The 22,032-nt window shown below is 71.4% G+C and carries 16 protein-coding genes and 3 pseudogenes; 9 read left to right on the forward strand and 10 right to left on the reverse strand.

Going from position 1 to position 22,032, the window contains the following annotated elements:
- Positions 1 to 19: 19 nt before the first annotated feature.
- Positions 20 to 1,042, reverse strand: coding sequence for a potassium channel family protein (locus ACFHVL_RS03830; protein ID WP_416625568.1), 1,023 nt, complete (start codon positions 1,040 to 1,042; stop codon positions 20 to 22).
- Positions 1,043 to 1,710: 668 nt separating this feature from the next.
- Between ACFHVL_RS03830 and ACFHVL_RS03835 the strand changes: the two genes are divergently transcribed.
- Positions 1,711 to 2,241, forward strand: a complete 531-nt coding sequence (locus ACFHVL_RS03835; RefSeq protein ID WP_416625570.1) for a phospholipase — start codon at positions 1,711 to 1,713, stop codon at positions 2,239 to 2,241.
- A gap of 116 nt (positions 2,242 to 2,357) precedes the next feature.
- Here ACFHVL_RS03835 and ACFHVL_RS03840 read toward each other — a convergent pair whose 3' ends face one another.
- Positions 2,358 to 5,126 (reverse strand): ATP-binding protein, encoded by a 2,769-nt coding sequence (locus ACFHVL_RS03840; protein ID WP_416625572.1) that lies wholly within the window; start codon positions 5,124 to 5,126, stop codon positions 2,358 to 2,360.
- Between the two features lie 49 nt (positions 5,127 to 5,175).
- The gene (locus tag ACFHVL_RS03845) at positions 5,176 to 5,403 is read right to left on the reverse strand and encodes a zinc ribbon domain-containing protein (RefSeq protein WP_326549572.1); all 228 of its coding nucleotides are present in this window, start codon (positions 5,401 to 5,403) and stop codon (positions 5,176 to 5,178) included.
- Positions 5,404 to 5,460: 57 nt separating this feature from the next.
- Here ACFHVL_RS03845 and ACFHVL_RS03850 point away from each other — a divergent pair, with 57 nt between their 5' ends.
- Together ACFHVL_RS03850 and ACFHVL_RS03855 are read left to right on the forward strand one after the other, a co-directional pair.
- A complete protein-coding gene (locus ACFHVL_RS03850) occupies positions 5,461 to 6,747 on the forward strand; it encodes a lytic murein transglycosylase (RefSeq protein ID WP_416625573.1) in 1,287 nt (428 codons plus the stop codon).
- A 72-nt stretch (positions 6,748 to 6,819) separates the two neighbouring features.
- Positions 6,820 to 7,836 (forward strand): GNAT family N-acetyltransferase, encoded by a 1,017-nt coding sequence (locus ACFHVL_RS03855; protein WP_416625683.1) that lies wholly within the window; start codon positions 6,820 to 6,822, stop codon positions 7,834 to 7,836.
- Positions 7,837 to 7,903: 67 nt separating this feature from the next.
- Here the strand turns inward: ACFHVL_RS03855 and hemB are convergent, their stop codons facing one another.
- The 5 genes and pseudogenes from hemB to ACFHVL_RS03880 all read right to left on the reverse strand — a co-directional run bounded on the left by hemB (position 7,904) and on the right by ACFHVL_RS03880 (position 13,768).
- Positions 7,904 to 8,881 (reverse strand): porphobilinogen synthase, encoded by a 978-nt coding sequence (gene hemB, locus ACFHVL_RS03860; RefSeq protein ID WP_416625575.1) that lies wholly within the window; start codon positions 8,879 to 8,881, stop codon positions 7,904 to 7,906.
- A 34-nt stretch (positions 8,882 to 8,915) separates the two neighbouring features.
- Positions 8,916 to 10,496, reverse strand: a complete 1,581-nt coding sequence (locus tag ACFHVL_RS03865) for a uroporphyrinogen-III synthase (protein WP_416625577.1) — start codon at positions 10,494 to 10,496, stop codon at positions 8,916 to 8,918.
- A gap of 112 nt (positions 10,497 to 10,608) precedes the next feature.
- Positions 10,609 to 11,544: pseudogene (hemC, locus tag ACFHVL_RS03870) on the reverse strand (hydroxymethylbilane synthase); the annotation flags it as partial.
- The gene (locus ACFHVL_RS03875; RefSeq protein ID WP_416625579.1) at positions 11,541 to 12,935 is read right to left on the reverse strand and encodes a glutamyl-tRNA reductase; all 1,395 of its coding nucleotides are present in this window, start codon (positions 12,933 to 12,935) and stop codon (positions 11,541 to 11,543) included. The gene ACFHVL_RS03875 and the pseudogene hemC, both read right to left, overlap by 4 nt.
- Positions 12,932 to 13,768 carry a redox-sensing transcriptional repressor Rex gene (locus ACFHVL_RS03880; RefSeq protein WP_416625581.1) on the reverse strand — a complete coding sequence of 279 codons (837 nt, stop codon included), beginning with the start codon at positions 13,766 to 13,768 and terminating at the stop codon, positions 12,932 to 12,934. The genes ACFHVL_RS03875 and ACFHVL_RS03880 overlap by 4 nt, the downstream gene beginning before the upstream one ends.
- Before the next feature lie 431 nt (positions 13,769 to 14,199).
- Here ACFHVL_RS03880 and ACFHVL_RS03885 point away from each other — a divergent pair, with 431 nt between their 5' ends.
- Together ACFHVL_RS03885 and ACFHVL_RS03890 are read left to right on the forward strand one after the other, a co-directional pair.
- Complete coding sequence (locus ACFHVL_RS03885; protein WP_416625685.1) at positions 14,200 to 15,453, forward strand: sensor histidine kinase; 1,254 nt, start codon at positions 14,200 to 14,202, stop codon at positions 15,451 to 15,453.
- Positions 15,454 to 15,526: 73 nt separating this feature from the next.
- Complete coding sequence (locus ACFHVL_RS03890) at positions 15,527 to 16,171, forward strand: response regulator (RefSeq protein ID WP_416625583.1); 645 nt, start codon at positions 15,527 to 15,529, stop codon at positions 16,169 to 16,171.
- Between the two features lie 17 nt (positions 16,172 to 16,188).
- Here ACFHVL_RS03890 and ACFHVL_RS03895 read toward each other — a convergent pair whose 3' ends face one another.
- Positions 16,189 to 16,839, reverse strand: a complete 651-nt coding sequence (locus tag ACFHVL_RS03895) for an HAD family hydrolase (protein ID WP_416625585.1) — start codon at positions 16,837 to 16,839, stop codon at positions 16,189 to 16,191.
- A 30-nt stretch (positions 16,840 to 16,869) separates the two neighbouring features.
- On the reverse strand, positions 16,870 to 17,124 hold the full coding sequence (locus ACFHVL_RS03900; protein ID WP_416625586.1) for a glutaredoxin family protein: 255 nt from the start codon (positions 17,122 to 17,124) through the stop codon (positions 16,870 to 16,872).
- Between the two features lie 499 nt (positions 17,125 to 17,623).
- On the opposite strand from ACFHVL_RS03900, the pseudogene ACFHVL_RS03905 reads away from it, so the two are divergent.
- The 4 genes and pseudogenes from ACFHVL_RS03905 to ACFHVL_RS03920 all read left to right on the forward strand — a co-directional run.
- Positions 17,624 to 18,430, forward strand: a pseudogene (locus ACFHVL_RS03905) (ECF subfamily RNA polymerase sigma factor, BldN family); the annotation flags it as partial.
- Positions 18,431 to 18,672: 242 nt separating this feature from the next.
- Positions 18,673 to 19,569: pseudogene (locus ACFHVL_RS03910) on the forward strand (DUF5667 domain-containing protein); the annotation flags it as partial.
- Between the two features lie 346 nt (positions 19,570 to 19,915).
- The gene (locus ACFHVL_RS03915) at positions 19,916 to 20,791 is read left to right on the forward strand and encodes an HAD family hydrolase (protein ID WP_416625588.1); all 876 of its coding nucleotides are present in this window, start codon (positions 19,916 to 19,918) and stop codon (positions 20,789 to 20,791) included.
- Between the two features lie 43 nt (positions 20,792 to 20,834).
- Positions 20,835 to 21,995: a hypothetical protein gene (locus tag ACFHVL_RS03920; protein ID WP_416625590.1), complete on the forward strand. Its 1,161-nt coding sequence runs from the start codon at positions 20,835 to 20,837 to the stop codon at positions 21,993 to 21,995.
- Positions 21,996 to 22,032: the final 37 nt, after the last annotated feature.

Below are 22,032 nucleotides of genomic sequence, written 5' to 3' on the forward strand. Positions count from 1 at the left end.
AGCCCGTGGCCGGGGCGGGTCAGCCGGCCACCGACGGGCTACCTGCCGAGGTGCGGTCGTCCCGGACATAGACCAGCAGGTCACCGGTCTCGATCTGGATACTGTCGGGCTCGGCGAGCGACACGACGCGGCCCCGCCGGATCAGCGCGATCACCAGGTTGGTCAACTGACGGGGTGGGAGCCCGACCTCGTCGCGAGTGGCCGAGCGCATCGCCAACGCCATGCCCTGCCCCGGGGTCAGCAGATCCTCCACCACGTCGATCAGTGGCGGCGCGGAGGTCGACAGGCCGAGCAGTCGGCCAGCGGTGGCCGACGACACGATCACGTGGTGTGCTCCGCTCTGCCGCAACAGCGGGGCGTTCTCGGCTTCCCGGGCGGCGGCGATGATCCGTACCTTGCCGGCGGTCAACTGGCGGGCGGTCAGGGTGACCAGGACGGACGCGTCGTCACTGTCGGTCGCGATGATCACCGCCTTGGCGTGCTTGACGTGCGCCTCGTTGAGGACCGACGAACGGGTCGCCGATCCTTCGACGGCGACCAGGCCGGCCGCGGTGGCCTGCCGTAGTGCGATGCCGCTGCTCTCGACGACGACGATGTGCTGCTTGTCGAAGCCGTTCTCCAGCAGGGCGGACACGGCGCTGCGGCCCTTGGTGCCGTAGCCGCAGATGATGACGTGGTCCTTCACTTTCCTTCTCCACCGGGTCAGTCGAAGGTTGGTCCGGTACTGCTCGGTGAGCACTTCCAGGGTGGTACCGACCAGGATGATCAGGAACACCACCCTGGCCGGCGTGATGATCAGAACGTTGACCAGCCGGGCGCTGTCGCTGATCGGGGCGATGTCGCCGTACCCGGTGGTGGAGAGGCTGACCACCGCGTAGTAGAAGCAGTCCAGCAGGGAGATGCCGTCCTCGTTGACGTCGCGGTAGCCCTCACGGTCAAGGTAGACCACGCCCACCACGGCGAACACCAGCGCGACCGCGGCGAACAGGCGCACGCTCAACGCCTTCAGCGGCCCCTGGCGTACGGCAGGAAAGTGAATCACCGCCGACTCGCCCTCACTTTCATGTCCCCGTACACGCCCACAACATAGCCGTTTGGCCTCGGTTGAACCGGGTCGGCTGGACAACACCAAGCCGCAGGTGCGTCCGGAGTTGAGACAGTCGTATCCCGTCGGTTCAAATCTTGCTTAGAGACATTGCATCGGGACGCAGCGTTGTTGATGCTTCCCCGGCGACCCGTTCACCCGCCACTCCCGGAGCCCGCCCGTGAAGCCGTCACATCCGACCACCATTCCAGCGATCGCACCCGGGACGGTTCTGCGACTAGACAAGGAAGACTGGCGATACGGCCGACACACACTGATCCTCCAGGTGGAACAGCTTCGACCCGATCTGTCAGCCTATTACGACAACCAGTGGGTGTGGATCATCGGCCGATCGGTCGGCGCCGACGGCGGCGGCAGCGGTCGGGTGGTGGCCCTGGTTCGGGTGTCCGCGCTACCCGGAGGGGGTGCGAACGCCGTGGGCTGAGGTGGACATCGACTACCACGGATGCAGTGCCGGACTCGTCCGTTTACGCAGTGGTTGACGAAAGATCCGGTGAACTAAAGATCGACGGTAGCTGATGCCGCAAGACTGTGGACACGCTTGTGACCCATCGGTAACAAGCATCCTCGACGCCACATGATGGATCGTCCACCGGAGGTATCCGATGCACCGTCGCCTGGCCATCCTGCTCACCGCCACGTTCCTCGGCCTGGCCAGTACCATCGGGTTCGCCGGGCCGGCCACCGCCGTCCCCGCAGACAAGCCCGCCGTCCTGTCCAGCTTCACCCAGACCACCGCCAGCAGCTACAACGCCTGGAACTCGGCCCGGCTCAACCAGGGATCCTGGGCCGCCTACCAGTTCGACTGGTCCACCGACTACTGCTCGTCCAGCCCGGACAACCCGCTCGGCTTCTCGTTCCGGCTCTCCTGCCAGCGGCACGACTTCGGCTACCGCAACTACCGGGCTGCCGGCCAGTTCCCGGCCAACAAGGCACGGGTGGACAACGCCTTCTACGAAGACCTCAAGCGGGTCTGCGCCACCTACAACGGTGTGGTGCGACCGGCCTGCCTGAGCCTCGCATGGACGTACTACCAGGCGGTCAAGATCTTCGGCGCGCCGGTGGTCGACTCGGCCGACCTGGCCCGCGCCGCACAGCTGATGCCCGCCGGTCCGCAGGTGGTCACCGCCGAGTGACGGCACCGCCCGGCCCGCTCCCCCCGGCCGCCCGCCCCCGGCCGCCCGCCGGCCCCGCTTGCCCGGGGCACCCGACCAGGCCCGCACCAGGTCACCTGCCGGGGGGACGGGTTCGGTCACCCGGGGCCGGGCCCACCGCCGTCGCCGCCCACCCCAGCGGACTCGTCGACGAACCAGCGGACACCGGCGGCCAGATCCGGATGCTCCACCGCGAGCGCCAACGCCGCCGCCTCGACCAGACTCATCCGGCTACCCTCGGCGTAGCCGGCATCGAACGCGGCGTCCCCGATCGCCGCCCGGAGGTTGTCCTGCTCCTGCGTCCAGTAGCCATCGAACATCCCGGCGGTGCTGCGCAGCGCGGCCCGGGTCGCCTGAGCACCCCCGAACAGCCGGGCCGCAGTCGTCGGATCCCCACCGAGCGCGCACCGGACCGCCATCGCGTTCAACGTGTCGCAGGCCCGCCGGTGGAAGCCGTACCGCATCCGGGACCGCAGCGCGACCACCAGGTGGTCGTGCGCGGCGACCAGGTCCCGACGAGCCAGCGCCACCATGCCGAGCAGCATGTCGACGGTGCGCCGGCCCCGCTCCGCCGGCCGGGCCGCCTCCACCGGCCGGGCGTTCGCCAGCACCTCCGCCGCCTCGTCCAACGCGCCGCGCCGACAGAGCAGCTCGGCGAGGCTGTAGACGGCGAACAGGGCGTCACCGACCGCGCCGTTGGCCGCCGCCCAACCGATCACCTCCCGGCACACCTGCTCCGCCTCGGCGAACTGCCCGAGGTCGATCAGCGACGCTCCCCGACCGGCCAGCACCCGGGCGAGCAGCCCCGCGTCGCCGGCCCGCCGGGCAGCCGCTTCGGCGCGGTGCGAGAACCGCAGCTCCTCGCCGAACTCACCGTCCGCACCGGCGTGCTGCGAGTGCAGGTGGTACGCCGCAGCCAGCTCCGCCTCCGGAATCATCTCGCCGGTCTCGGCAATCCGCCCGTACAGCCGGAACAGCCAGAGCCGACCCTCCCGGGCCAACCCACGCTCGCGCCACCACTGGTTCAGCCCGCTGGCCAGTTGCAGCCCGCGCCGGGCGCTGCCGCCGGTGGCGCTCCACCGCAAGGCGGCACGCAGCTCGTCGGCGAGCGGATCGAGGGCATACAGCGACAGGGTCACCGGCTGCCCGTCCGGCCCGAGGTACGCCCGCTGGAGCGCATGTAGCGCCCAGGCCACGTGCCGGTCCCGGGCGGCCTGCTCCTCGCCGACGTCGGCCAGCCGACGCGCCGCGTACGCCCGGATCGGATCGAGCATCCGGTAGCTGGTGGCGCCCGCCGCCGGTTCGGCCTGGAGCATCGACTTGTCGACCAGCACCGCGAGCGGGCCGAGTGGATCGTCGTCGAGCAACCATTGCACCGTGCCCAGGTCGACCGGACCCGCGAAGACCGACATCCAGCGCAGCAGCCGGGCGGCCCGGGGGGCCAGGGTCCGGTAGGACCAGGTGACGGTGGCCTGCAGAGTGCAGTGCCGACGCCCGGCGATCCGGTCCGCCCCGACCGGCTCCTCCTGGCCCGCGTCCAACACGCCGAGCACGTCGTCGAGGCGCTCGGCCAGCTGCGCCACCGAGAGCACCCGCAGCCGGGCCGCGGCCAGCTCGATCGCCAGGGGCAGGCCGTCGAGCCGGGCCGCCACCCGGTGCAGTTGCGCGGACTCGGCCGGATCCGGCAGCCGGCCACCGCGCGCTGCCACCGTCCGGTCCAGCAACAACGCGACCGCGTCGCTCGGCCCACCGGCCGGGCCCGGCTCCGCGGACAACGGCGGGATCCGCCAGACCACCTCGCCGGGCACCCCCAGCGGCTCCCGGCTGGTCGCCAACACCCGCGCCTGCCGACTCCCGGTGAGCAGCCGGGTGATCACCTCGGCGCAGGCGGTGGGCTGGGCGTCACAGGTGTCGAGCACCAGGAGCAGCCGCCGGGCGGCGACGTACTCGACGACGGTCTCCAGGATCGGCCGACCCGGCTCCGGTCGCAGGCCGAACACGGCGGCAATGGCGAACGCGACCAGGCCGGGATCGGTGACGGTGGCGACGTCGACGAACCAGACGCCGTCCGGATGCCGCTCGACCAACCGGCCGGCGTCGCGGCTCACCGGGACGGCCACGGCCCGCGGCCGTCCACCTGGTTCGGTCGCGACCTCCACCGCCAGTCTGGTCTTGCCGGCACCACCGGCACCGACCACGGTGACCAGCCGGTTCGCCGTGACGAGTTGCCGAAGCTCTTGTCGTTCAGCTTGGCGGCCGACGAAGGAACTGATCTGGTTCGGCAGGTTGTGGGTGGCCGCGTCGGCGGTACGGGGCCGCGGGAACTGCCGTTCCAGGCCCGGGGCGATCAGTTGGTACAGGCGTTCCCGGTCATCGAAGCCACGCAACCGGTACAGCCCCAGGTCGAGCAGCGTGACGTCGGCCGGCAGCGGTCCGACTGCCCGCGCGGTGGTGGCGGAGCAGAGCACCTGGCCGCCGTGTGCGGCCGCCGCGATCCGAGCGGCTCGGTGCACCTCGGGGCTGGTGTACTCGCCGCCGACCGGCTCGGCGTATCCGGTGTGCAGCCCCATCCGAACCCGTGGCGCCGCCTCCGGGGCCGGCCAGGGGTGCGCGGCCAACGCCCGCTGGGCACGCCGGCAGGCGTTCAGCGCGGCGGACGCGTCAGCGAAGGCTGCGAAGAACGAGTCCCCTTCGGTGAACAACTCAGCGCCGTCGCTGGCTGACAAGGTGTGTCGAACCAACCGTCGGTGTTCACTGAGCACCGGGCGGTAGTCGCTGCCGAGTAGCCGGGCGAGTCTGGTCGAGCCTTCGATGTCGGTGAACATGAAGGTGACCAGGCCACTCGGCAGTGCGATCGGTGCCGACACCCGTGAAACCTCCGCCCGGTCCGACGTCGCGGTCAGCCGGGCAACGCGGTCAGCATCCGCACCCGCCACCGCAGCACCCGCCACCACCGGCTGGTGGAGCGGCCGGCAGCGCTCCCCCGCCGCCGACACCGCGTCCGGTGAGGGCGACCGTGGAGAGCAGCTTGACTGTGTCCGAATGACCCTGTGGGCAGGACGCCGAGGCGCTGGCCTGGGTCATCGGACGGTTGACCTCGAAGGTGTCGCCACAGGCGCGACAGCGATACTCGTACCGGGGCATGCGAACAGGGTACGGCGGGAACTGACGTCCGCGGCCGGATGGGTGATACTCGACGGCATGGTCGAGGACGGGGAAGGCACACCGAAGCCGTACCGGTTGCGTCCGCGGGTGCCGGTGCCCACCCCCGCCGGAGACGCGGCACCCGCGCCCGCCCGGGACGCCGCGCCCCCGGCCGGGGGCGCGGCACCGACCGGGGGCGGTGCCCAGCCGGCCGACCCGCAGAAGGCCGACCCGCAGAAGGCGCCGGACGGGTCGACGCCGCAGCCGGCGGCGGCGGTCGCGCCGCGACAGCGAACGACCACCGCGGCGGCCGAGTCCGCTGACAGCGACCCGAACCCGGGCACGGCAGGCCCCAAGCCCGCTGCGGCCGACCCCGAGCCGGGCACGGCCGGGCTGAAGCCCTCCGCTTCGTATCGCCGGATGGACGCACCGTTCGCGTCCCGGGCAAGCTGGTTGCACCCGGCGCGGCTGCGACCCGTCGGACGCGGCGCACGGCGACTTGGCCGGGCGGTCGTTGCCTGGGGTCGGCGGCCGACCGGCCGGCTCGTCGTGCCGGGGCTGCTGCTACTGGCGCTGATCGTCGGCAGCGGCACTGCCGGGGCCGTGCTGGTCCCGGCGACCGCTGGCCCGCCGACCCCCGCCGCTACGCCGACGATAGAGACGACCGCCGTACCGGAACTGCCGCCGGCAGCCGACCCGGAACTGTTCGATCCGAACCTTCCGCCGCCGCTGGGCGACCAGGACGATCCGCTGACGCCGGCCGGCCCGGTCCGGCCGGCGTCAGCGCTGAGTACGTGGGCGGCGCAGACGGCGAGCCGGGTGTCGATTCCAGTGGTCGCGCTCGAGGCCTACGGCTACGCCGAACTGGTACTGGCCAACACGACCCCGGGCTGCGACCTGAGCTGGACGACCCTCGCCGCCATCGGCATGATCGAGTCGACGCACGGGACAGCCAATGGGTCGAGATTGGACACCGACGGCCGAGCTGACCCTCCGATCGTCGGACTTCCGCTGGACGGAGCGGGCGGGCGCCAACGGATCGCCGATACCGACGACGGCAGACTGGACAATGACCCGGTTCTCGACCGGGCGGTCGGCCCGATGCAGTTCATCCCCACGACCTGGGCCGATTTCGGGGTGGACGCCGACAACGACGGTGCCACGGATCCACAGGATATCGATGACGCCGCCCTCGCCGCCGCTAACTACTTGTGCCGGAACGGACGCAATCTGTCCAGCCCATCGGATTGGTGGAGCGCCATCCTGTCGTACAACAACGTTCAGCCGTACGCCCAGGCTGTCTTCGACACGGCCGACGAGTACGGGGTACGAAGCCGCACTTAGCGCAATCGCCTGGGCACAATTATGCGCTGCCCACTTTCGCTGTAGCCCAGTTGGCGGCAAGCTAGACGCGTGATGGTGCACGAGTGGGACCCCCGAACCGCGTCGTCCGCCGAGATCTCGTCTCTGCTGGACTGTCTCAACGAGGTCTTCCGGACGGATCTTCCGGGGGACCCGCTGTGGCGGCCGAACCACCTACGGGAGTACCTGACCGAGACGATGTCCGGGGTACGCCGGATCTGCTGGTTGGCCAAGGAGACCACCGACGGTGGCCCGGCCGAGGTCACCGGGCACGTCAACGTGCTGCTACTCGGTGACATCGGCGTACTGGAGATCCTGGTGCGGCCCGACGCCCGACGCAGCGGGTTGGGGCGCGAACTGCTGGCGCTCGCCGTCCGCCGGGCCTACCACGAAGGGTTCAGCTCGGTCGGCGTGGAGGTGATCGGCGGCACCTGCGCGGTCGAATTCTACGAGTCGTTGGGGTTCGCCCGACAGTTCCGGGAGATCCGCAGCGTGTTGCGGCTGGCCTCGGTGGACTGGACCTCGATCGAGAAGATGGCACAGGACGCGGCCGCCGGGTACGAGATCGAGTTCCATCCGGGCGGTCCGCCGGCCGATCTGGTGGAGGCGTATGCCCGGACCAAGGCCGAGCAGAACGAGTCCGAGGACGGCGCCCTGGATCTGCGACCAAGCTCCTACGATCCGCAGCGGCTGCAGGAGAGCCTCGGCTGCCTGCATCGTCGGGGGATGAAGCCGTACATCGTGCTGGCCCGGCATCCGGCCAGCGGCGAGGTCGCCGGATTGACCGAGGTGGTGGCCCCGGCGCAGCACCCGACCCGGGCCGACCAGTACGACACGATCGTCGCACAGGCACACCAGGGCCAAGGCATCGACCGGGCGATCAAGGCCCGGATGCTGCTGGAGTTGCGGACCGCGGAGCCGGAGCTGGCCGAGGTGCAGACCTGGAACGCCGAGGGCGACGAAGGGCTCATCCACATCAACTCGGAGATCGGCTATCAGTCTGATCGGGACTGGTGGGACTACGGTGCGGACATCCCCACCCTGATGCAGCGGCTCGGCGTCCGCAACTGACCCCGCGTCGCCGCCGGGCGGGGCCCGGCGGCGACGCGGGAGACGAGACGCGGGAGACGAGACGGGGTCAGGAACTGAGCGCGCCGGCCGCCTCGACCGCCCAGTAGGTGAGGATGATCTGGGCACCGGCACGGCGGATCGAGGTCAACGTCTCCATGATGACGCGCTCCCGGTCCACCCAGCCGTTGGCGGCCGCCGCCTCGACCATCGCGTACTCGCCGGAGACCTGGTAGGCGGCGACCGGCACGTGCACGATCCGCCGGACCGCCGCGATCACGTCCAGGTAGGGCAACGCCGGCTTGACCATCACCAGGTCCGCGCCCTCGGCGACGTCCAACTCGACCTCGCGCAGCGACTCCCGCAGGTTCGCCGGATCCTGCTGGTACGTCCGCCGGTCGCCGACCAGCGTCGACTCCACCGCGTCGCGGAACGGACCGTAGAACGCCGAGGCGTACTTGGCCGCGTACGCCAACAAGGCGGTGTCGGTGTGCCCGGCGGCGTCCAGCGCCCGACGGACCACCCCGACCTGGCCGTCCATCATTCCCGACGGGCCCAGCAGGTCAGCGCCGGCTTCGGCCTGGGCGAGCGCCATCGCCGCGTACGCGTCCAGGGTCGCGTCGTTGTCCACCGTGCCGTCGGCGGCCAGCAGCCCGCAGTGCCCGTGCGAGGTGAACTCGTCCAGGCACAGGTCGCTCATCACCACCGTGGCCTCGCCGACCTCGGCGACCACGTCCCGGATCGCGACGTTGAGGATGCCGTCCGGGTCGGTGCCGCCGGATCCGGTGGCGTCCCGGCGCTGCGGCACACCGAACAGCATGATGCCGCCGACGCCGGCCGCCACCGCCTCGGCGGCGGCCTTGCGCAGCGAGTCACGGGAGTGCTGGACCACACCGGGCAGCGACGCGACCGGTCGCGGCTCGGCCAGCCCTTCCCTGACGAACATCGGCAGCACCAGCTCCGCCGGAGCCAGCCGGGTCTCCTCGACCAGCCGGCGCACCGCAGCGGTGCGGCGCAGCCGACGTGGTCGACTCTGCGGGTACGTCATCGACGTGCTCCCCTGGCTCGGCGAGGCCCCGCGCTCAGCGGAACCGCAACGCGGTCGGGCCCTGCACCTTCGAACCGCGCCGCTGCTTGGCCGGCATCGTCACCAGCTTCTCCCGCAGCTCGACGGCGTAGCCCGCCAGCGCCTCGACCAGGTCCGGGACCGCCGCGTGCGCCGGCTGTACGTCGACGCGCAGACCAAACTCGGTGGCGGTCTCGGCGGTCTTCGGACCGATCACCGCGACCACGGTCCGAGCGTGCGGCTTGCCGGCGATGCCGACCAGGTTCCGTACGGTCGACGACGAGGTGAACAGCACCGCGTCGAAGCCGCCGGACTTGATCGCGTCACGGATCTCGGCCGGCGGCGGCGCGGCCCGCACGGTCCGGTACGCGGTGACGTCGTCGACCTCCCAGCCACGTTCGGTCAGCCCGGCCGCCAGGGTCTCGGTGGCGATGTCGGCGCGGGGCAGCAGCACCCGGCCGACCGGGTCGAGGATCTCGTCGTGCGGGGAGAACTCGGCGAGCAGTCCTTCGGAGGACTGTTCGCCCCCAGGAACCAGCTCAGGCTGGATACCGAAGTCGCGGACCGCATCGGCGGTCGCCTCACCGATGCAGGCGATCTTGACGCCGCCGAAGTGGCGGGCGTCCAGTCCGTGTTCGGCGAACTTCTCCCAGACCGCCCGCACCGCGTTGACCGAGGTGAACACGACCCACGCGTACCGGCCGTCGACCAGGCCCTTGACCGCCCGTTCCATCTGCGCCGGGGTACGCGGCGGCTCGACCGCGATGGTCGGCACCTCGCACGGGATGGCGCCGTAGGCGCGCAGTTGGGCGCTCATCACGCCGGCCTGCTCCTTGGTCCGCGGCACCAGGACCTTCCAGCCGTACAGCGGCCGGTTCTCCCACCAGCTGAGCTTGTCGCGCTCGGTCACGCCGGCACCGATGGTGAGCACCACCCGGCCGGTGAAGCCGAGAGCGGCGGCCACGAAACTGTCCACGCTCGAGGTGGTGGTGTACTGGGTCTCACCGGTGCCGTCCCCGGTCACCGCGACCGACGTGGTGCCGTCGACCCCGGCGGCGAGCAGCCCGTCACGCGCCGCGGCGAGCTCGCCGGCGTCCACCGCCAGCGCGAGCGAACCCCGGCCGATCGCGGCGGCCAGCGCCTCGAAGTCAAGGTTCGCGATGTCGTCGACGTCGGCCACCGTACGCACGCCAGGTAGTGGGACTCCGGCGTAGCTGGCCACGCCCTCGGCCTGGCTGACCCCGGGCACCACCTCGAACGGCACCGCGGTGCGGGCCACCGCCTGCACCTCGGTGACCACGCCGTGGTGGCCGAACGGGTCGCCACAGACCAGTCGGACCGCCGCCTGCCCGGAACGGGCAGCCGAGATCAACACCTTGGCCACGTCGCCGGGAGCCCCTTCGGCCGGGCTGAGCTGGGCATCTGCCTTCGCGTTCGCGCGGACCGCGGCGAGCAGCGTTTCCGGGACGCCACGGTCGTACACCACCTGGTCCGCGTCGACCAGAGCGTCGTGCGCCCGGCGGGTCAACAGGCCGGGGTCGCCGGGGCCGGCCCCAACGAACGCGATGTGGCCTGCGAGCTTACGGGTGCGGGTCATTTATGCTCCCCATGTTCTGGGTCGTCGCGCCGGACGGATTGGGCGCTGAAGGTCGCTGGGTCGCCACGCCACCGGGCATCGCCCGGAGCAGGCCCTCGGGCACCGCCCCGAGCGGGCCGCCGGGCGTGGCCCCCGGCAGGATCGTGTCGGCTCCGGCGTCGAGCAGGTCGGCGGCGAGTGCCTTGCCGATCTCGGCGGCGGTGGCCGGGGGACCGGTGCGCGACAGCCGGATCTCCTGCAGGCCATCCGGGCTGATCACCGCCCCGCGCAAATAGATCTCGTCGCCGTCATCCCCCTCGGCGACTTCGGCGTACGCCGCGACCGGTGCGCTGCACCCGGCCTCCAGCGTCGCCAGCAACGACCGCTCCGCAGTGATCGCGGCGCGGGTCGTCGCATGGTCGAGCAGGCTGAGCAGCTCGACCAGGTCGGTGTCATCGGCCCGGCATTCCACCGCGAGCGCGCCCTGGGCGGGTGCTGGCAGCATCAGCATCGGGTCGAGCGTTTCGGTGATCTCGGCGGTCCGGCCGAGCCGGGTCAGCCCGGCCCTGGCCAGCACGACCGCGTCGAGATCGGCCTGCGGACCGCGTACCCGCCCGATGCGGGTGTCCACGTTGCCGCGGATCGGCGTCACGACCAGTTGGCGGCCGAGGGCGTGCAACTGCGCGATCCGGCGCAGCGCGCCGGTGCCGACGGTAGCGCCGGGCCCCAACTCGACGAGCATTCGGCCGTCCCGGGTGAGCAGCGCGTCGCGCGGATCCTCCCGCGGCGGCACCGCGGCGACCATCAGCTCGGCGGGTCCGCTGGTAGGCAGATCCTTGTACGAGTGGACCGCGAAGTCGATCTCCTTGCTGGTCAGCGCGTCCCGGAGCGCGGAGACGAACACTCCGACGCCGAGCGTGGCGACCGGCGCCGTGGAGCGGTCTCCGGCGGTGACGATCTCCACCAGCTCGACGTCACGTCCGGTGACGGCACGCAGCGCGTCCGCGACCCGACCCGACTGGGCCAGGGCCAGGGCGCTGGTCCGGGTGCCCAACCGCAGTGCGCTCATCGGTCGGCCTCCGATCCGGTCGGGCCGTGCGCCGGGTCCGGTGCGTCGCGCAGGTCGGGTACGTCGCGCAGGTCGGGTACGTCGCGCAGGTCGGGTACGTCGCTGGCGGTCGAGGTCTGCGGCTCCTCCAGGTCGAACAGTTGACGAAGCAGCGCGGCGTACTGGTCGCCGCCGGGCTCGGCGGCCAACTGACGGACCCGGACCGTCGGCGAGTGCAGCAGCCGCTGTACCACCCGGTGCACGGTGTGGGCGACCTCGGCGCGCTGTTCATCGGTCAGGTCCGGTCGCCGCCCGGCTAGTCGACGCAGCTCGGCACCGACCACCTCGTCGGCGCGCCCGCGCAGGGCGGCGACGGTCGGCGCCACGTCGGCGCCGCGCATCCAGCCGAGGAACGATTCGACCTCGGCCGCGACGATCTGGGCGACGGCCGACACGTCCACCGCGGCGGGAGCGTCGGTGAGCACGCCGGCCAGGGCATCGATGTCGATCACCGAGACGCCGGGCAGGGTGCCGGCGGCCGGTTCGACGTCGCGCGGCACGGCGAGGTCGAGCAGGACCAGCGGGCCGGTCCGGTCGGTCGGCCGCCCGGCCAGCACCTGGGCGAGGGCGTCGCGGGTCAGCACCGGTTCGGCGGAAGCGGTCGCGCTGATCACCAGGTCGACCTGGGCCAGCGCGGTGGTCAACTGGGCGTACGGCACGGCGGTCGCGCCGTAGGTGCCGGCGAGCCGGACCGCGCGGTCGTCCCGGCGGTTCACCACCTGGACCGATTCCACGCCGAGCCGGGCCAGGGTGGCCACCGCCAGCGCACCCATCGCGCCGGCGCCGAGGACCAGCACCGCCCGGCCGATGAGCCCGCCGGGCAGCGCCTCGGCGCCCACCCGCAGCGCGGCGCTGACGACGCTCTGCCCCGCCCGGTCGATGTCTGTCTCGGAGTGCGCCCGCTTGCCGACCCGCAGCGCCTGCTGCATCAGCTCGTGCAGCAGGCGACCGGAGGCGTCGGCCTCGTTCGCGGCGTGGTAGGCGTCGCGCAGCTGGCCGAGGATCTGCGCCTCGCCCACGACCATCGAGTCGAGCCCGGCGGCCACCCGGAAGGTGTGCTCGACGGCGGCCTGGCCGTAGTGCACGTACAGGTGCTCGGCGAGGTCGTTGGGTTGGCTGGCGGATCGCTCGGCGAGCACGGCGCAGATGTCGGCCAGGCCACCGTGGAATCCGCTGACGGCGGCGTACACCTCGACCCGGTTGCAGGTGGAGAGCACCACGGCGGCGTCGACGTACGGCTGGGCGAGCAGCCGACGCAGTACCTCGGCGGTGTCGGTGGCGGCCACGGCCAACCGCTCCAGGGTGGCGATCGGCGTGGTCCGGTAGGACGCGCCGACGACGATCAGATTCATGATCCGACCGCCTCCGCTGGCCCGGTCGGCAGCGGGCCGGCGGCCCGGTGCAGGCCCGGGTCCACGCCGGCGACGTAACCGGTCGCGGCGCCCGCGCCGGTGCCCAGCCCGCCGGGGATCGCGGTCAGCGCCGATTTGCGGTGCTCGTGACCGGAGGCCGACTTGCGGTGCTCGTGAAAGGAGAGAATCTGCAGCTCGATCGCCAGGTCGACCTTGCGGACGTCGACCCCTGCGGGGACGGTCAGTACGCAGGGCGCGAAGTTGAGGATGCTGGTGACTCCGACGGCGACGAGCTCGTCTGCGACCTGCTGCGCGGCTGCCGCCGGAGTGGCGATGACCCCGATGGCGATCGCTTCCTGTGCGGCGACCGCCGGCAGTTCGGTGATGTGCCGGACGACGAGTCCGTTGATCTGCTCGCCGACCCGGGCGGTGTCCGCGTCGAACAGCGCGGCGATCCGGAAGCCCCGGCTGACGAACCCGGCGTAGCCGGCCAACGCGTGCCCGAGGTTGCCGACCCCGACCAGCGCCACGGCCCGCCGCTGGGTGAGACCGAGCACGTACTCGATCTGCTCGATCAGCAGGGTGGTGTCGTAGCCGACACCTCGGGTGCCGTAGGAACCCAGTTGGGACAGGTCTTTGCGGAGTTTCGCCGAGTTGACCCCGGCCGCGTTGGCGAGTCCTTCGCTGGAGACCGTCTCGTGACCGGACTCGGCGAGGGTGTGCAGCGCGCGAAGATACTCCGGGAGTCGGCCGACCGTCGCCTCAGGGAGGTCCGGCAGCGCCGGAACGGCGTCGACCCGCCCGGACGCGCCTGGCTGGCGGTGCTGACTCATGTGTCTCCGTGCGATGCGATCATTGACCCGCCGGCCCGGCCGGTCAGTCCGGTGCCCCTGTGGCAACCGCCGTCACCTGTTGTGCTATCGGGGCTCGTCAGGGTTACAGCGTAGGCGCTTGTGAAGGCGTGCACAAATCGCGATCTTGATCGACCGAGGTAGACGGCCCAACATATCCACGGTAGCCGCTTCGCCGGTTCCCACCCGGTAACAACAGCATCATTGTTCACAAATTCTGACTTTTTGCCATTCGGCGCTCCGTGAGTAGGGCCAGCCTCACCCGGATCGGCATGGCGGCGTGAGTGACCCCCGCCCCGCCGCCGCCTAGCGTCGCTGACATGTCCAACGCCAGCTCCGTACCGCAGGCCAGCTCCGTACCGCACGCCGCGACGTCCCCGCCCGCGACGGTCGTCCCCGCCCCGCCGGTCGACATGCTGCGCCGGCTCGGCTCCGACACCCTGTTCGTCGCCGCCGGCCTGCCGCTCGCATTGGCCAGCTTCATCGTCACGGTCGTCGGATTCTCGGTCGGTCTCGGAATGGTCGTCACCGTCATCGGGCTGCCGATCCTCACCGGCACGCTGTACGCCGCCCGCGCCTTCGCCCACCTGGAGCGGCGACGGATGGCCGGTGTGCTGCGCACCGGAGCGGTCCGGGCGAGCTACCGCGCCGCCGGGCCGCAGGCCGGCACCTGGCGGCGGCTGCTGATACCGCTGGCGGATCCGCAATCCTGGCTCGACCTGGCGTACGGCATCCTGCGACTGCCGGTGACGCTGATCGCCGGATCGGTGACCCTGAGCTGGTGGGCCCTTGCGGCGGCCGGGTCGCTGTACTGGATGTACGACTGGCTGCTGCCGGCACCGACCGCGTCGGACGATGGCCTGGCGGAGCTGCTCGGCCTGGGTGACGCGTCGGCCACCCGGATCGCGCTACACACCACGATCGGCCTGTTCTTCCTGGTCACCCTTCCGATCGTGGTACGCGGTTGCGCCCTGCTCGATGCCGGTCTGGCCCGTGGCCTGCTCACCGGAGTACCCGGGCTGCGTCACCGGATCACCATCCTGGAGGAGCAGCGGCAGGCGGCGGTCAGCGCGGAGGCGATCGCGCTCCGCCGGCTGGAGCGCGACATCCACGACGGGCCGCAGCAGCGCCTGGTCCGGCTCGCCATGGACCTGGGCCGGGCCCGCGAACAGTTGTCGGTCGACCCCGATGCCGCCCAGCGGACCCTGGACGAGGCGCTCAACCAGACCCGGGAGACCCTGGCCGAGCTACGGGCGTTGTCACGCGGCATCGCCCCGCCGATCCTGGTCGACCGGGGGTTGCCGAGTGCGCTCGCGGCCCTCGCCGCCCGCAGCGTGGTGCCGGTCGAGCTGGCGGTCGATCCGCCGCTCGCCACCGCAGCCGGCCGACCCGAGGCCGGGGCGGAGAGCACCACGTACTTCGTGGTGGCCGAGGCGCTGACCAACGTCGCCAAGCACAGCGGGGCCACCAGTTGCGCCGTCGCCGTACACCGGCGCGACGGCCGGTTGACGATCGCCGTCACCGACGACGGGGCCGGTGGGGCGCATGTGGCCAAGGGACACGGGTTGGCTGGTCTGGCCGACCGGGTACGGGCGCACGGCGGCAGCCTGACGGTCACCAGCCCGGCCGGCGGACCCACCGAGATCCGTGCCGAGCTACCGGGCTGACCCGGCGATGTCGACCGACCCGGTGTCCGCCAGGACAGCAGCGGTGACCACGACGGTGGTAGACATTGCAGCCATGCGAGTGGTGATCGCCGACGACGGGGTGCTCCTGCGGGAAGGGCTGGTCCGCCTGCTGACCGAGCACGGCCACCAGGTGGTGGCCGCCGTCGGGGACGGGCCGGCGCTGGTCGCGGCGGTCGCCGAGCACCGTCCCGACGTCTCGATCGTCGACGTACGCATGCCGCCGTCGCATACCGACGAGGGGTTGCGGGCAGCGGTCGAGATCCGCCGGTCGCGGCCGGGGGCGCCGTTGCTGGTGCTCTCCCAGTACGTCGACGTCTCGTACGCCGACGACCTGCTCGCCGACCGGGCCGGTGCGGTGGGCTACCTGCTCAAGGACCGGGTCTCGGCGATCACGGAGTTTCTCGACGCGCTCGGCCGGGTCGCCGCCGGCGGCACCGTGCTCGACCCCGAGGTGGTGAGCCAGCTGCTGGTACGCCGACGGCGGGACGATCCGTTGCGCGACCTCACCGCGCGCGAGCGTGAGGTGCTCGGGCTGATGGCCGAAGGGCGGTCCAACGGCGCAATCGCGCGCCTGCTGGTGGTGACCGATGGCGCTGTCGAGAAGCACGTGCACAACATCTTCTCGAAGCTGCGGTTGCCGCCGGACACCGAGCAGCACCGCCGGGTACTCGCGGTGTTGGCCTACCTACGCGGCTGACCGCTCCGTCGCTGGGCTCAGTCGTGCCGGGTGGCCAGAAGGACCGCTTCGCTCAGCGTCTCGGCGACCGGCACCCCGCGGGCGAGCAGTCGGCCCGGGTCGGTGAATCCGCCGGTGTACAGGATGCAACTTGCACCAACCTCCTGCGCGGCGTCGGCGTCGTCGATCGAGTCACCGATGAGCACGGTCTCGGCCGGGTCCACCCCCAACTCGGTCAGGTGCCGGTCGAGGTGGCTGGCCTTGCGGTCACCACCGACGGCGGTACGCAGCCCGTCGATGCGGCGGAAGGTCGGGGTCAGGCCGTACGTCTCGACCAGCGGTACCAACTCGTCGTGGAACCACATCGACAACAGGGACTGGCTGCCCGGCCAGCTCCGCAGCGCCTGTTCGGCGTCCTCCGCCAGCGCGCAGCTGGTGAGTCCGGCCCGGTACGCGTCGTGGAAGATCCGGTCCAGCCGGCCGAACTCCGCGGCGTCGACTGCTCGGCCGAGTACGTCCGCGTAGTAGTCGGCGACCGGCCGGCGGAAGGCGACGCGGTGCTGCTCCGGGGTGAGCACCGGCCCGTCGACGGTGGCGATCGCGTGGTTGGTGGAGGTGACCACCAGGGACAGGTCGTTGAGCAGGGTCCCGTTCCAGTCCCACACGAGGTGGGTTTTCTCCGTGGCCACGTCCGGCACGATACCGGGCCCCGCAGCCGCTCAGGTCGGCCGGCGCAGGTCGGCGAGCAGCCGGTCCTCCTCGACCCGCCAGTAGCCGTGTTCCCGCCCGTCGAGCAGCACCACCGGCAGCCGTTCGCCGAAGTCGCGTTCCAGCTCGAGGTCGGTGGTCACGTCCCACTCCACCCATTCGTCGCCGGTCTGGGCGGTCACCCGGGCGACCGCCTCCCGGGCGACCTCGCACAGATGGCAGCCGGGGCGGGTGATCAGAGTGATCCGGGGTTCGGCGCGCGACACGCCGGGCAGCGTACCGCTTCCCGACAACTGTGCGTCGGGTAACCGACAGCGGACAGTCTGTGCGACATGGGCACGCCGCCCCACGGAAATACTCTGTCGTTGTGTAACGGACTCCACACGCGTGGGTGACGTTGGCCCTATCATCGCCTTGGGTCGGCTCACCCGTTTTGCCATGAGTCGCCACCCCTCAGCCCGAGGAGGCCGCTGTGCCCGTTAACGCACCGCACCAGCACCTCAGGGAGGTGTGTCGGTCGATGGAGCGTTCCACCGAAACGCCGGAGCGTGCCGGCACCCATCTCACCGAGCCAGGTGTCCGGGCCGTCCAGCCGGCCAGGCCGCCACGGGCACGAACGGAGAACGCCAGATGAGTGTCTACTCCCCGCGGATCGCCTACCCGACGCACAGTCCCCAGGCACAGGCCGCCCAGGTGGCTCTCGCCGAAGGACTCATCCGGTTACGCGAGTCGATGTACGACATGCTCAGCGTCACGATGCGCGGAGACGGGAGCACCCGCCGGACCACGCCACGCATCCCACCCTCGAACGAAACACCGACCCGCCACCAGCAGGGGGCCAACAACAAGCCGATGGGCGGTGGCGTCGCCACCCCGGCCCGGCCGACCATGCCGACCCAGCCCGACGGCAACGACGCGGAGACGACCGTCCTGCCGGTCATCCCCGATCAGGGCGGGCGGTCCGGTGCCCCACCAGGCGGTTATCCGGCCCGGCCGGACCCGACCGATCCGGCGCGCGAGGTGTGGGCACTGGTCGAACGCGCCCAGGCCGGCGAGACCGAGGCGTTCGGGCTGATCTACGACCGGTACGTGGACACCGTCTTCCGGTTCGTCTACTTCCGGGTCGGCAACCGGCAGTTGGCCGAGGACCTGACGTCGGACACGTTCCTGCGGGCGCTGAAGCGGATCGGCAGCTTCACCTGGCAGGGCCGTGACCTCGGCGCCTGGCTGGTGACGATCGCCCGCAACCTGGTGGCGGACCACTTCAAGTCGGGGCGGTACCGACTCGAAGTTACTACCGGTGACGTAATGGATGCGGAGCGCGAGGACCGTGGCCTTGAGGGCAGCCCGGAAGCGGCAGTCGTCGACCACATCACCAATGTCGCCTTGTTGACCGCCGTGAAGCAGCTCAACCCGGAGCAGCAGGAGTGCATCGTTCTGCGCTTCCTGCAAGGCTTTTCGGTCGCCGAGACGGCTCGCGCGATGGGCAAGAACGAAGGCGCGATCAAGGCCTTGCAGTATCGCGCGGTACGCGCCTTGGCCCGGTTGCTGCCCGACGGTTTCCAACCGTGATCACAGCGACACCGTCGGCAACATTGGTCACGCGTAGTGATGATTCTCGCCACCGACCCGTAACCGAACTGGCCACTCAGCCGTTTGTTGGGATGCGACCGGTGGCACCGTTGCGGAGCCAGCCACCAGCCGGCGTGCCAGGGTCCGCACGGGTCACCTCCCCAGCCAACCTGGCCATGGTCGCGCCGGACGGCGGCGACACCCGCCGCTGAAGCTGTGACCTGCGAAGGGAGGTGTCCGCGATGAGCAAGATCAATTTCTTCCGTCGACGCGCCGAGCGATTCGCACAACTTCTCGACCGCAACGAAAACGGTGGGCGGCGCCATGTCCGTGACCCACTGGACGACGAGCTGGCCGGACTCACCACGCTCGGCCGCCGGATGTCCGAGATGCAGCAGCCGCCGGCCAGCGGCGTCGACCCGGACTTCCGGGCCCATCTGCGCGCGGTGCTGATCGCCACAGCCGAGCGTGAAGGCATCGGGGCGACCGCGTCGGCCGTCGAGAGCCCCCGGCCCAGCCGGACCCGGTCCGCCCGGTCGAGCCGGCCCGGCACCCGGGTACCCGGCACGGCCGCCGGCCGTGCCCGGGCCCGCGCGGCGATCATCGCCACCGTCGCCCTCGGCGCGATCACCGTCTCCGGTATGTCAGCCGCCACCGAGCAGGCACTGCCCGGCGACACCTTGTACGGAATGAAACGCTCCACCGAGCGCGCCCAGCTCGCCCTGGCCCATTCCGACGTCTCCCGTGGTCAACTGTTCCTCGGCTTCGCCGAGGTCCGGATGGCCGAAGCCCAGACCGTGCACCACGACGCGACCGCGTTCGACGCCGTACTCGACGACATGGACGGGCAGACCCGCCAGGGCGTTCGGCTGCTCACCACCGCGGCCATCCAGCGCGGCGACCAGCAGCCGCTGGACGCGATCGACGCTTTCGTCGTGGCCCAGCGACCGAGCCTGCGTGAGTTGTCCGCCACCACCTCCGTCACCCGGGACCGGGCGGCGGAGTCGCTCGCCCTGCTCGACGAGGTACGCGCCCGGACCCAGTCGCTACGTAACGGGCTGACCTGCGCCGCGCCCACCGACACCGACCCGGATCTCGACGTACTCGGTCCGCTGCCGACGACCTGCGGGACCGGACGACGCACCGGTGAGACGGGCAACCGTGTCCCGCAGGATCAGCCCACCCTGCCGTCGACGGCCGAAGAGCCCGCCGACGCCGACGGGACCGAGGTGGCCCCGGCGGCAGGCGCCGACCAGACACCGGAGCAGGGCAGCTGGCCGTCGAGCTCGCCGCAGCAGCCGACCCTCGCCGAGCCGGAGATCGGTAACGCCGAAACGGCACTACCGAACACTCCTCGACCGGCGGTCAAGGACAAGCCAGCCGCCGAACGGTGACGACCGTACCGGCCCCGGTCACGAGACGCCACGCCCGGCTACTCTCGCTGGAGGCGAACCAGATCCGGTAACGGACGGGAGTGATGTTGGCGTGGCGCGCACCCGCAAGCTGACCATCAGCACGGACGCCGCTGGCCACACCGCAGGCTGGGCGAGCGCCGAGCCGACCAGCGACACGGCGGTCACCCCACACCCGCGTACCGCAGCCTTCTTCGACGTCGACAACACCATGTTGCGCGGCGCGTCGATCTACTGGCTGGCCCGTGGACTGGCCGCCCGCAACTACTTCACCACCGCCGACCTCGCCCAGTTCGCATGGCGGCAGGCCCGGTTCCGGCTGCTGGCCGCCGAACACGCCGGGGACCTGTCCCGGGCCCGCGAAGCGGCGTTGGCGTTCGTCGCCGGATGGCGGGTCGACGACGTGGAACGCCTCTCCGAGGAGATCTTCGACGAGCTGATGGCGCCCCGCATCTGGGCCGGCAGCCGCACCTTGGCCCAGACCCACCTCGACGCCGGACAGCGGGTGTGGCTGGTCAGCGCCACCCCGGTGGAGATCGGTCGGGTGATCGCCCAGCGGCTCGGACTCACCGGTGCGCTCGGCACCGTCGCCGAGGTCGTCGACGGTGCGTACACCGGCCGACTGGTCGGCGAGCTGATGCACGGGCCGGCAAAGGCCGAGGCGGTCGCACAACTCGCCGCCGTGGAAGGGCTCGACCTGGACAGCTGCAGCGCGTACAGCGACTCGGTCAACGATCTACCGATGCTCTCGACGGTCGGGCACCCGGTCGCCGTCAATCCGGACACCGCGCTACGCAGGCAGGCCCGCGAACGCGGCTGGCAGATCCGCGACTTCCGGACCGGTCGCCGGGCGGCCAGGATCGCGGTACCGTCGACGGTCGCTGCGGGTTTCCTCGTCGGCGCGGTCTCGGCCGGCCTGGCCGTCCGCCGCCGGTGGACGTCCAGTTGACCCTGCCGGCCCGCCTACGGTTCATGTCAGGAAGGTCATCGGTGTGACGGTCACCGTTAGCCCGGTCGAGTCGACCGGAGCGCCAGCTCAGCCGCCGGGTCGGCACCGCCGGGGCCGACCGTGGCATCTCGTCGGCCTGGCCGCCGCACTGGCCGCCACCGTCCTGCTGGTCGGGCTGCCCCCGGCCGGGCCGACCTCGTCCGAGCAGCCGGATCGGCTCCGCACGGTGGCGGAGGTCTGGCCGGACGCCCAGATCACCGACCTGCCGGCGAACCTGCCGGACGGGCCGGCGTACAGCCCGATGCTCTTTCTCGACAGCACCACCTCGGTCGGCACCTCCCCCAGCCCGGACGGCACCATGCTGCGGCTGGTCCAGCGCAGCGGCGACACGGTGCGGGAGCTACGCCGGCTGCCGCTGGCAGCCACCCCGCAGTTCGGTGGGTTCACCACCAACGGAGCCGTGCTGGCCTGGTCCGAGTCGGTCGCCGACACCGACGGGCAGGGGCGCACCGAGTTGTGGACCGCGCGATGGGACGCTCCCGAGCCACGCCAGCTGACCGCGGACACCGGCGACGTCGTCTTCTTCAACTCCCAGTACGACATGGTGATCAACGACGGCAACCTGTACTGGGTGGCGGTCGCTCCCGACCCGGAGCCGGCGACGGAGCTGCGGTCCGTGCCGCTGGCCGGTGGCGAGGTGACCGTACGCACCGATCCGGGGGCCTGGGCACTGTCCGCCTGGCCGAAGATGGTCAGCGCCGGCAGCGGCGAGACCGGTCCGATCCGGGTCCGTGACCTGGCGGAACGCCGCTACGTCGACGTGCCCGCCGGGCCGACCGAACTGGTCACCTGTGGGCCGAGCTGGTGCCGGGTGCTGGTGCTCGCCGCAGACGGCCCGGGTCGGATCGACCTGATGCGTCCGGACGGTACCGACCGCCGCCGGGTCGGCGACGGCACCGTCACCGCCAGCACCATCGATGTAGCCGTGCTGGACCGGTTCGAGGTGTTGTCGCTGTCCGCCGAGCCGAACGGGTTCAGCAACTCACAGCAGCTGATCATTTACGACCTGCAGCTCGACGAGGCGCTCGTGGTGGCCGACGGCGTGGGGATGGTGCTGTGTCGGGGCGGCACGCTGTGGTGGTCGGTCGGCGACAACGAGACGATCTCCTGGCAGCACCTCGACCTGCGTACCCTGCTGGACTGACCCGGCTTCGCGCCACCCCGAACCGGCGGGCGGACAC

The organism is Micromonospora sp. LOL_023, from assembly GCF_048060115.1.
Lineage (GTDB): Bacteria > Actinomycetota > Actinomycetes > Mycobacteriales > Micromonosporaceae > Micromonospora_E.

What these genes read in the sequence shown, in the direction of transcription:
- ACFHVL_RS03880 (WP_416625581.1), bottom strand. Translation starts at nt 13,768, where the DNA reads ATGAGTCAGCACCGCCAGCCAGGCGCGTCCGGGCGGGTCGACGCCGTT.
- ACFHVL_RS03855 (WP_416625683.1), top strand. Translation starts at nt 6,820, where the DNA reads ATGGTGCACGAGTGGGACCCCCGAACCGCGTCGTCCGCCGAGATCTCG.
- ACFHVL_RS03875 (WP_416625579.1), bottom strand. Translation starts at nt 12,935, where the DNA reads ATGAATCTGATCGTCGTCGGCGCGTCCTACCGGACCACGCCGATCGCC.
- ACFHVL_RS03835 (WP_416625570.1), top strand. Translation starts at nt 1,711, where the DNA reads ATGCACCGTCGCCTGGCCATCCTGCTCACCGCCACGTTCCTCGGCCTG.
- ACFHVL_RS03865 (WP_416625577.1), bottom strand. Translation starts at nt 10,496, where the DNA reads ATGACCCGCACCCGTAAGCTCGCAGGCCACATCGCGTTCGTTGGGGCC.
- ACFHVL_RS03890 (WP_416625583.1), top strand. Translation starts at nt 15,527, where the DNA reads ATGCGAGTGGTGATCGCCGACGACGGGGTGCTCCTGCGGGAAGGGCTG.
- hemB (WP_416625575.1), bottom strand. Translation starts at nt 8,881, where the DNA reads ATGACGTACCCGCAGAGTCGACCACGTCGGCTGCGCCGCACCGCTGCG.
- ACFHVL_RS03885 (WP_416625685.1), top strand. Translation starts at nt 14,200, where the DNA reads ATGCTGCGCCGGCTCGGCTCCGACACCCTGTTCGTCGCCGCCGGCCTG.
- ACFHVL_RS03845 (WP_326549572.1), bottom strand. Translation starts at nt 5,403, where the DNA reads ATGCCCCGGTACGAGTATCGCTGTCGCGCCTGTGGCGACACCTTCGAG.
- ACFHVL_RS03850 (WP_416625573.1), top strand. Translation starts at nt 5,461, where the DNA reads ATGGTCGAGGACGGGGAAGGCACACCGAAGCCGTACCGGTTGCGTCCG.